Raw genomic sequence first — 11,888 nt, forward strand, 5'->3', positions numbered from 1 at the left:
AAGTAGTTAATCAAACTTTCTTACAACTGGAACACGAATCGCTACAAAGAGTACGAAGACAATAACGGCGATTGCACCGCTTTTCATAACGGTTACGATTGGAATTCCTATTGCAAGCGCGATGGATGTGAATGCATAAGAGAGCGGGATAAAGCCCATTGATGATAGCATAAGTAAACTCATTACGCGTCCCATCATTTCTTCTTTGACTGTCGATTGAATCATTGCCATAAGCGGTACAATCGCCATTGCGATTGTAATACCGTAAAACATGCCAGCTAATAATGCTTGCCATAGTACGGTACTAAAGTTGATGGATAAGAAGAAGACACCAGACAGTAGCATCATGATAATACAAAATAGACCGCGTCTACGATTAATATTTTTTAAACCGACAATGACAGCACCGATTGCCATTCCGCCGCCTACAGATGCTTCTAAGTAACTAAACTGGAGCGAATCACCATGCAGCACGTTTTTAACAAAAAGCGGGAAACCAACTTGCATCGGACCGATTAAAAATAAGTTTAAAAAAGCGCTACAAATAAGGAAAGTTGAAAGGAATGGCGATTCCTTTACATATAAGATTCCTTCTTTAATGGAAGTGAACATACCTTTATCTGTATCTTTTTGTTCTGGCATCGTAAATTGTATTTTTTGAACGAGTATGGCAGCGACAATCAGTAATAAAATCGTAATGGAAAATATTGTCTCATAGTTCGTGAATTTAATGAGAATTCCGCCAAGTACAGGGCCTAAGATGACCGATGCTTGGTTCGTCATTTGTGTAAGTGAATTCGCTTGTGTTAACCGGCTTTTTTCTACCAATTCCGGTAAGATAGATCCATCTGCTGACCAGAAGAAAGCATCAGCAAGTCCAAAGAATAAAGCGAATAAAGCAAATGTATATAGCGTTATATCACCAACGATAAACCATGTGAGAATGGTTGCGACAAGAATCGCTCGAATGATATTGGAGTAAAACATAATATTTTTTTTCGGGAATTTATCAGCTACAGCGCCGCCGACAATCATAAAAATAAGCCTTGGAACACTAAGAGCTACGAAAACAACACCGAGTGAAGCTTCAAGGTTTAATGTTTTTGCTATGTACCACGTTTGTGAAAAAGTAAAAAAGGCTAAAGCAAAGCTTGAAAAAAGAGTAGCTGCCCAAAGAAAAAGGAAATTCGTATTTTTTAATAACGGTTTTCCGCTTCCTTCTAAAGCAGTTTTATTTTGTTGTAGTTCCTCCATATTGCTTCCTTTCTATGTGACAAATTTAAACTAAAAAACCAGTAAACGCCCGATTGGTGAGGGCTAATACTTAATGGGAGATGCCCCCACTGATTATAGTTTCACTTTATACAGTTTCTAATATTTCTATACTGCACTTTCTCATTGTAGACAATAATAATGAATTTGCCCAGTAGCTATTTAACGACAAAAAAAGATGCCGAATGGGCATCTTTTTTTAGGCTAACGCAATATAAATATCCAATTGTGCATGATTTGGGTCTAATGCTCTTTCGTCGTAAAGCTCGAAGTCTGTTGTGAAGGCACGTTTATTTTCTTTCGACCATTGCCAAATATATTCCCAAGCTTCGCAAACGACTTCAGCAACTGGTCCCTTTCTCGTTGTAAATACCGCATATGTAGTAGCAGGTATTGTTAAAGTTGTCATATTTTCAGGAACGTCTTCTAATGAAGAAATGGTTGTACCGATTGTGAATGTATATGTACCAGTTTCATCTGATTCGTAGTTTGAGTAGAAAGCAAATGTTGCTTTCGTTTTTTTGTTTGGGATGTGATGCATCATTTGTTCTTGGAAGTAGCGGTTCCAAAGCTCGGAGATTTTTCCTTTAGTAGATGCCTCTCTTTCGTTAGTCGTCGTAACTGAAACGCCGATTGCTTGGAAAGCTTCTTTTTTCATTATAATGGGCTCGTTAATCATGAAAATTCCTCCTTTAAAATAAGAACATTTGTTCCTGATTTTAATATAACATATTTTTATATGTGGAGTTTTTTGAAAATTTTAATTATAAATAAAAATAAGTAAAAAATGGTAAAATTTCTATTTCGTGTATAAATAGATTTGGGAGTATGTTAAGATTTTTATGTATCCTTTAACTGTTATATAAACCTATACAATAGGGCATTTTTTACTATGTTAAAAAATGGTGAAGGTTTGTATAAGTGTCCGATATATATATGCTATTTTTGATAAATTAAAATAGTAATATTCTATGAGATTTATATTGTTGACATTTGGATTTCAACAATACATTTTCGTAGGTCGGATTGTTGCGAGTGGATATATATTGCTATGTATACGGCTACGAAATTAAGTAGACGGATAGCAAGCATATAGAAAGGAGAAAGGTAAAAAATATGAAACAAGTATTGAAGTGTTTTAATGTCGTAACAATGATCACACTTCTCCTATCCATCATATTGCCTTCACCCAGTGCTTTTGCAGAGATAAATAAAAAAAGCTGGGATGAGTTACAAGGAAATGATGTGAAAATTAAGGCAGAGCAAGTAAATGCCGAAATATATAAGGGGGAAGTAGCTAAGAGGGAGCACGTATTTCAATATACGATTGAAAATACGGGAGCTACACCAATTCAAGAATTGGTGCTTAAACAAAATAATGAAAATGAAATTACGTTCCTCTCGCAATCTGTGAAAGTAAACGGAGAGAAGTTACCTGAAAATAAAGTAGCGGATTTCTATGTAGAAGAAAAAGATAAGGGAGGAAAACTTCTTTCTTCTAATCTTAAAATTCGAGATTTAAAATCACACGAAAAAATGACTGTGCTAATAAAGGCTAGTCGCACGCAGCATTTTAATAAAGAATACAAACAAAAGATTAGTGTGCAAAAAGATAAAGTACAAATAGGAAACATGTCTGTAGATGTTGAGGGAATCCCTTCTGAAGAAAAGGTAGCAGCTAATGCCGATGAGGAGGCTGACAGTAGTAAGAAAGAAGTTGGCCCATCAGCTAATAATACAATCAAAAAAGTTGATGAAAAGCTAAAAGTATCTGTAGAAGATAAAAATAACCCTACATCAAAAACAGAACTACCAAAACAACCAGTAACCGAAGCTGAGAAGCAGCCAGAAAAAGAGGCAGTAAAGCAGAATGTTGCAGAAGTACAAGCTGCATCAGAGAATGCTTCGAAGGTTCAAATGCAAACAGGGGATAAGCAAGGATTTGGAGATCCACTGTATTCTACAATTACTGCTGGTAATTTAGTACAGACTGGTAATGTAACACTTGGTTTGACGACCGATCATTATGGCAGACAAAGTCTGGGGTATAAGACGAATAAAATGACTGTGGACGTTGATAACGATGATAGTACTTTTAATTCGTCAACAGGAGCTTTTCCTAACATTCCTGCTGGAAGTAAAGTGAAAAAGGCTTATTTATTTTGGACAGCAGCTATGGGAACGCCAACTTATCCATCTAAAGAGTATAGAGTTAGCGATGCAGATGTAAGAGAGCCCGTTAAAATGAAAATGGGGAATAAAGGATACGCTGAAGTAAGTGCTGATAGTATACGAAAAGCGGATTATTTACCGTATATTTCAAATTACTCGGGTGCTGGTGCCGGTTATGTTGCATATGCTGACGTAACAAATGTAATTGCACAGCAAGGTATTTCTCAAACGGTGACAGTTGCGAATGTGCCACAAATTAAATTTGAAAAAGGCAGTGGTTACTACTGGGGCAACTGGAATCTTATATTAGTGTATGAAAACCATAAAGAAACCGTAAAAGATATGAAGATTTGGGAAGGGCTAGTCTCTCAAAAAAGTACAGCCTGGACAGATATTAGTGTTAATAAAATAAACACACCAAAAGAAGGTGCTTTTAAAGCAAAATTTAGTTATTTTTCATCGCAAGGTGATCCAGCTGAGAAAGATGGATATGCCTATGATTATGGAGAATATGATTTTGGCGCTGGATATATAAAGATAAAAAATATTAACGGTAAAGATAATGATGCGAATGATTCTTCTATGACAGAAGTACAAGTAGACGGTACTAACGAGTTTGTTACAAAAAAATATCCAGGATATAACCCGGATTGGACAAATTCATTCAGTACTGACATTCATACGTATCATCTTGAAGGACCGACTCAAGTAAAGAATGATTTGAAAGAAGGAAAAATGCGTTTTAGAGCATATGCTGGTACTGGTGATATTTACGTATTAAACAACGCCACATTTGTTACAGAACATAATGCTCCAAACTTACAAGTTGATAAAAAGGCATTAGATAGTACCGGTAAAGAAATTAAGGAAATTAAAGCTGGGGAAGAGTTTACGTATCAAATTGAAGTGAAAAATGATACGAAAAATAATCAAGCGCCGGTATCGAATGTAAAAGGTTTTGATAAATTAGATGATCGTTTAGAGTATGTTCCGGGATCTATACAATATATTTCTGGAAGTAATAAAGGAAATAAAACAGATGATGCAAGCGATGATGAAGCAGAGTTTGTAAATAATCAAATTGATTTCCGTGTTGGTGAAGGTGCTAATGCTAAAGACGGCGGTGTTTTAAAGCCTGGTGAAAGTGCCATTATTACATTCAAAGTAAAAGTGAAAGCTTCTGTACAATCAGATACAACAGTAAAAAATATCGTTGTTGTAAAGGGACAAGATAGTACCGAGGTAAATTATGAAACTGCAGATGATGCAGATATTACGGTTACGACTCCAAAAGAGATCCCTGGAGAAATAGAAGCTAAAAAAATAGCATCTAATAAAACACCGAAACTAGGTGAAGAAGTAGAGTATCGTATTACATTTAAAAATAAGACAAAAGATGGACGTCTAGATGTATTGACGATTGAAGATGAATTACCAAGCAATCTTGAATACGTGAAAGATAGTTTGAAAGCAGAAGGTGCAAAACCAGAGCCAGTAGAGCTGAAGTTTGAAAATGGAAAAGTAATTGCAAAGTATCCAGAAATTATGGATATGGAAGAAAGAAGTATCGTCTTTAAAACAAAAGTAAAAGAAACTGCAAAAATTGGTGAAGAAATTGTTAATAAAGCAACCGTTAGTGATAAAACAAATCCACCAAAGAATCTAGAAGAGAAGATTACACCACAGCATAAGGCCGGTAAAATTGCTGCAAAGAAAAAAGCAACAAATAAAAAGCCGAAGCTAGGAGAAGAAGTTGAATATCAAATTAGCTTCCAAAATACGGTGGAAAACGGAAAACTAGATGCAGTTACAATAGAAGATGAAATTCCAGCTAACTTAGAATTTGTTCAAGGCAGTGAGCGAGCTGAAGGTGCTGAACCAAATCCAGTAGAGTTAAAAGTAGAAAATGGTAAGGTAATCGCCAAATATCCAGAGATTATGGATACAAAAGAGCGAAGCATTGCCTTTAAAGTGAAAGTAAAAGAAGAGGCAAAAGCCGGAGAAACAATTGTTAATAAAGCGGTTGTGAGTGAGCCAAATGGACAAACTGAGCATCCAGAAGAAAAGATTACGCCGGATTATAAATACGGTAAAGTGGATGTTGAAAAAAGCGTAACGAATCAAACACCAAAACTAGGAGAAGAAGTGGAATACCGAATTACATTTTATAATACGGTAGAAAACGGAAAACTAGAAAAGGTGCTAGTAGAAGATACACTACCTAAAGGTGTTGAATACGTGAAAGATAGTTTGAAAGCTGAAGGTATAAAACCAGAGCCAGTAGAACTAAAAGTGGAAGACGGAAAAGTAATGGCAAAGTATCCAGAAATTACGGATACAGAAAAAAGAAGTATTGTTTTTAAAGTGAAAGTAAAAGATTCGGCAAAAGTAGGGGAAGCAATCGTAAATAAAGCAATTGCAAAAGATCCGAAAAATGAGCCTGTTGAATCAAAGGTTGTTATTACACCGCAAAGTAAAAAAGGTGAAATTGCTGCTACAAAGGTAGTTAATAATAAGAAGCCAAAGTTAGGCGAAGAAATCGAGTACCGCATTAGTTTTCATAATACGGTTGAGAACGGAAAACTTGAAGAGGTGCGAGTGGAAGATACAATTCCAAAAGGTCTTGAATATGTAGAAAATAGCATCAAGGCCGAAGGAGAAGCACCTGGACCAGTAGAATTAGCTGTTGAAAATGGAATAGTCAAAGCTAAGTATATCGATATTATGGATATGAAAGAAAGAAGTATCGTCTTTAAAGTAAAGGTGAAGGAAGAAGCAAAAGTAGATAAAGAGATTGTCAATAAAGCAATTGTTGATGATACGAAAAATCCACCGATTGAGCCGGAGGAAAGAATTACTCCGCAACATAAGGATGGAATAATTGATTCGAAGAAGACAGTAGATAATCCATCACCAAAACTAGGAGAAGAAGTAGAATACCGAATTAGCTTTAAGAACACGGTAGAAAACGGAAAACTAGAAAAGGTAATAATAGAGGATACAATTCCTAACGGTTTAGAGTATGTAAAAGGCAGTGAAAAGGCTGAAGGTGATAAACCAGCTCCATTAAAGTTAAGTGTGAAAGATGGAAAAGTCATTGCTGAATACGAAAATATTACGGATATGAAAGAAAGAAGTATTGTCTTTAAGGTAAAGGTGAAGGAAGAAGCGGAAGTAGGTAAGGAAATCATCAATAAGGCAATTGTGGATGATATGAAACATCCGAAAGAACCAGAAGCAAAAATCACACCATTACACAAAGATGGAAAAATTAAAGCAAAGAAAAGCGTAAATAATGAAACACCGAAGTTAGGAGAAGAAGTAGAATACCGAATTAGTATGAAAAATACGGTTAAGTACGGAAAGCTAACAGAGGTGATAATAGAGGATACTCTACCAGAAGGTTTAGAGTATGTAGAAAATAGTTTGAAAGCAGAAGGTGCCGGAACAGATTCAGTAGAGCTGAAATTTGAAAATGGTAAGGTAATGGCAAAATATCCAGAAATTATGGATACAGAAGAAAGAAGTATCGTTTTTAAAGTGAAAGTAAAAGAAGGAGTAACAGTCGGTAAAAAAATCATTAATAAAGCAACTATTGATGATTCGCAAAATAAGCCAGTTAATCCGACAGCGGAAATTATTCCTCAGTATAAAGATGGAAAAATTGAAGCGAAAAAGATGGTAAATAATGAAACGCCGAAGTTAGGAGAAGAAGTGGAATACCGAATCAGCTTTAAAAATACGGTAGAACATGGAAAGCTAACAGAGGTAAAGATAGAAGATGATTTACCAAATGGATTAGAGTATGTGAAAGATAGTGTAAAAGCAGAAGGTTCTAAGCCAGATCCAGTGGAATTGAAATTTGAAAACGGTAAGGTAATGGCAAAGTATCCTGAGATTACAGATACAAAAGAGAGAAGTATTACCTTTAAAGTGAAAGTAAAAGGTAAAGTGAGCGATTCAATTGTTAATGAAGCGATTGTGAGCGATACGAAACATCCGCCAGAAACACCGACAGCAGAAATTATTCCGCAACATAAAGACGGAAAAGTGAAAGCGAAGAAGACGGTAAATAATGAAACGCCGAAGTTAGGAGAAGAAGTAGAATACCGAATTAGTTTTAAAAACACGGTAGAAGACGGAAAACTAGCAGAGGTGAAAATAGAAGATACTTTACCAGAAGGTTTAGAGTACGTAGAAAACAGTGTGAAAGCAGAAGGTTCTAAGCCGGATCCAGTAGAATTGAAATTTGAAAATGGTAAGGTAATGGCGAAGTATCCAAAGATTACGGATACAGAAGAAAGAAGTATCACTTTTAAAGTGAAAGTAAAAGATGAAGTGAAAATCGGTAAAAAAATCGTCAATAAAGCAATTATTGATGATACGAAAAATGAGCCAGAAACACCGACGGCAGAAATTACTCCACAGCATAAAGACGGAAAAGTGGAAGCGAAGAAAACGGTAAATAATGAAACACCGAAGTTAGGAGAAGAAGTGGAATACCGAATTAGCTTTAAAAATACGGTAGAAAACGGAAAGCTAGCAGAGGTGACAATAAAAGATGATTTACCAAATGGATTAGAGTATGTGAAAGATAGTCTACGAGCAGAAGGTTCTAAGCCAGATCCGGTAGAACTGAAAGTGAAAGATGGAAAAGTAATCGCAAAATATCCAGAAATTATGGATACAGAAGAAAGAAGTATCGTCTTTAAAGCGAGAGTAAAAGAAGAATTTAAGGTTGGTGAAGGCATTGTCAATAAAGTAGTTGTTGATGATACAAAAGATCCAACAACTTCAGAAGTAACAATTACGCCAGAATATAAAGACGGTAAGCTTAAAGCAGAGAAATTTGTAAACAATAAAAAACCGAAATTAGGAGAAGAAGTAGAATACCGAATTAGTTTTAAAAACACGGTAGAAAACGGAAAACTAGTAGAGGTTACAGTAGAAGATGAAATTCCAGCTGGATTAGAGTACGTGGAGAACAGTTTACAAGCAGAAGGTTCTAAACCAAGTCCGGTAGAATTGAAATTTGAAAACGGCAAGGTAATGGCAAAGTATCTAGAAATTGCGGATACAAAAGAAAGAAGTATTATTTTTAAAGTGAAAGTAAAAGAAGAGGCAGAAATAGGCAAGGAGATTGTTAATAAAGCAATCGTAGTAGATACAAAAAATGAGCCAGAAGAGCCTCGTGTGGAAATTACTCCGCAATATAAAGATGGTAAAATTGCTGCGCAGAAAGTAGCAAATAATCATAAACCGAAACTAGGAGAAGAAGTAGAATACCGAATTAGTTTTAAAAACACGGTAGAAAACGGAAAACTAGTAGAGGTAAATATAAAGGATACATTACCAAATGGTTTAGAGTATGTAGAAGGCAGCATCACAGCAGAAGGTTCTAAACCGAAACCAGTAGAGCTACAGGTGAAAAATAATAAGGTAATGGCAAAGTATCCAGAAATTACAGATACAGAGGAAAGAAGTATTGTCTTTAAAGCGAAGGTAAAAGAAAGCGTAAAAGTGGGAGAAGAAATCGTAAATGAGGCAATTATAGATGATACAAAGAATCTGCCAGAAGAGCCTTATGTACCGATTACACCACAATATAAAGATGGAAAAATTGAGGCAAGAAAAGAAGTAAGTAATCATGAACCGAAGTTAGGTGAGGAAATCGAATATCGAATTATTTTTAATAATACGGTGAAAGATGGAAAACTAGCAGAGGTAAAAATAGAAGATGAAATTCCAGCTGGATTAGAGTTTGTAGAAGGAAGCGAAAAGGCTGAAGGTGAAGAGCCAAAACCAGTGGAGTTGAAAGTAGAAAATGGTAAGGTAATGGCAAAGTATTCAGAGATTATGGATACGAAAGAAAGAAGTATCGTCTTTAAAGTGAAGGTGAAAGATTCAGTTGCAATAGGTAAAGACATCACAAATAAAGCGATTATCCATGTTGATGATCCGAACCATCCAGTAATTGATCCGACAGCAAAAATTACACCGCAATATAAAGACGGTAAAATTGCTACTCATAAAAAGGTGAATAATCATAAACCGAAGCTAGGGGAAGAAATCGAATACCGAATTTCATTTAATAATACGGTGAAAGATGGAAAACTGGCAGAGGTGAAAATTGAGGATGAAATTCCGTCTGGTTTAGAGTATGTGAAAGATAGTCTAAAAGCAGAAGGTGATAAGCCAGCACCAGTAGAGTTGAAAGAAGAAGCTGGTAAGGTTAGTGCGAAGTATGAAAATATCACTGACATGAAAGAAAGAAGCATTATCTTTAAAGTGAAGGTGAAAGATTCTGTTGAAGTGGACAAAGCAATTGTAAATAAAGCAATTGTTGATGATACAAAAAATCCACCAGAGCGACCAGAAGTAGAAATTACCCCGCAGCATAAAGACGGTAAAGTTAAAGCTGATAAAAAGGTAAATAAAAAAGATCCAAAGCTAGGAGAAGAAGTAGAGTACCGAATTAGTTTTAAAAATACGGTAGAAAACGGAAAACTAGCAGAAGTGAAAATTGAGGATCAATTACCAACTGGTTTAGAGTATGTGAAGGATAGTTTAAAATCAGAAGGTAATGAGCCAGCGCCAGTAGAGTTAAAAGAAGAAGCTGGGAAAATTACAGCGAAGTATGAAAATATTACTGATACAGCTGAGCGTAGTATTATCTTTAAAGTGAAAGTAACGGAAGTAGCAAAAGTCGGTAAGAAAATCGTGAATACGGCAATTGTGGATGATGACAATCCGAAGAATCCGCCGCAAAAACCAGAAGCGATTATTACGCCGGAGTATAAGGACGGAAAACTAAAAGCTGAGAAAACAGTAAATAATCCAGCTCCAAAATTAGGAGAAGAAGTAGAGTATCGAATTACTTTCCGTAACGTAGTAGAGCATGGAAAAGTAGCGAAGGTGAAGATTAAGGATGAATTACCAACTGGCTTAGAGTTTGTAGAAGGTAGTGAAAGAGCCGAGGGAGAGAATCCGAAACCGTTGTATGTGAAAGTGAAAAACGGAATCGTCCTTGCGGAATATCCAGAAATTACGGATATGAAAGAAAGAAGTATCGTCTTTAAAGTGAAAGTGAAAGAAAAAGCTAAAGTAGGCGAAGAGATTGTGAACAAGGCGATTGTGGAAGATACAATAAATCCACCAGAGCAACCGAATATCTCTATTCAGCCTCAATATAAAGATGGTGCATTACAAGCAGAAAAAACAGTAAGTAATCATGAACCAAAGTTAGGAGAAGAAGTAGAATATCGAATTAGCTTTGAAAATACGGTAGAGAACGGAAAACTAACTGAGGTAAAGGTAGAAGATGAAATTCCAGCCGGTTTAGAATACGTACAAGATAGTATAAAGTCTGATGGGCCGGAACCATATCCGGTGGAACTTAAAGTAGAGAATGGAAAAGTAACAGCAAAGTATCCAGAAATTACGGATACGAAAAAAAGAAGTATCATCTTTAAAGTGAGAGTACAAGAGACGGTACAAGTAGGAAAAGAGATTGTAAACAAGGCGATTGTTGATGATAATAATCCGACGACTCCGCCAGTTGAGTCACTTATACCAATCACACCGCAATATAAAGATGGGAAACTAGAGGCAAGGAAAGAAGTAAGTAATCATGGACCAAAGCTAGGGGAAGAAATTGAATATCGAATTACTTTTAACGGCACAGTAGATGGCGGGAAGTTAGTTGATGTAAAGATTGAAGATGAAATTCCGTCTGGTTTAGAGTATGTGAAAGATAGTCTGGAGGCCGTAGGTGATAAGCCTGTGCCTACAGAACTTAAAGTAGAGAATGGAAAAGTAACAGTGAAGTATCCAGAAATTACGGATACGAAAGAAAGAAGTGTCATCTTTAAAGTAAAGGTAAAAGAAACAGCAAAAGTTGGAGGAGAAATAACAAATAAAGCGATTATTGAAGTGGATGATCCGAAACATCCAGTTATAGAACCGACAGCGAAAATAAAGCCAGAATATAAAGATGGTAAGTTAACAGCAGCGAAGACAGTAAGTAATAAAGAGCCAAAGCTAGGAGAAGAAGTAGAATACCGAATTAGCTTCAAAAATACGGTGGAAAACGGAAAACTAGATGTAGTTACAATAGAAGATGAAATTCCAGCCGGTTTAGAATACGTGCAAGGTAGTATTAGATTTGAAGGGGCTGAGCCAAATCCAATAGAGTTAAAAATGGAGTTTGGAAAAGTAATCGCCAAGTATCTAGAAATTACAGATACGAAAGAACGTAGTATTATTTTTAAAGCGAAGGTAAAAGAAGCGCCGAGTAAAGGGATAACAAATAAAGCAGTAGTGGACGATAAAATAAATCCGCCACTTGAGCCTACAGTTACAATTTTACCGAAAACAAAAGAAGATTTTAAGATACCAGAAGATCCGAAAGATCCGAAAGAGCCGAAGGAGCCAGAAGTGAAACC

3 protein-coding genes are annotated in these 11,888 nt (G+C 35.9%); 1 reads left to right on the top strand and 2 read right to left on the bottom strand.

The window, feature by feature from the left end:
• Positions 1–6 precede the first annotated feature (6 nt).
• Together BLT20_RS26450 and BLT20_RS26455 are read right to left on the bottom strand one after the other, a co-directional pair.
• Entirely contained in the window at positions 7–1,254 is a 1,248-nt protein-coding gene (locus BLT20_RS26450; protein ID WP_000391935.1) for an MFS transporter, read from the bottom strand.
• Positions 1,255–1,471: 217 nt separating this feature from the next.
• Positions 1,472–1,951, bottom strand: coding sequence for a GyrI-like domain-containing protein (locus BLT20_RS26455; protein WP_000606650.1), 480 nt, complete (start codon positions 1,949–1,951; stop codon positions 1,472–1,474).
• 437 nt (positions 1,952–2,388) lie between these two features.
• On the opposite strand from BLT20_RS26455, the gene BLT20_RS26460 reads away from it, so the two are divergent.
• The coding region (locus BLT20_RS26460; RefSeq protein ID WP_090869595.1) for an isopeptide-forming domain-containing fimbrial protein at positions 2,389–11,888 on the top strand (9,500 nt) is incomplete at its 3' end.

The organism is Bacillus sp. cl96 (assembly GCF_900100505.1).
Classification (GTDB): Bacteria; Bacillota; Bacilli; order Bacillales; family Bacillaceae_G; genus Bacillus_A; species Bacillus_A cereus.

Coding starts and splice junctions, on each gene's coding strand:
- BLT20_RS26455 (WP_000606650.1), bottom strand. CDS start 1,951: ATGATTAACGAGCCCATTATAATGAAAAAAGAAGCTTTCCAAGCAATC.
- BLT20_RS26450 (WP_000391935.1), bottom strand. CDS start 1,254: ATGGAGGAACTACAACAAAATAAAACTGCTTTAGAAGGAAGCGGAAAA.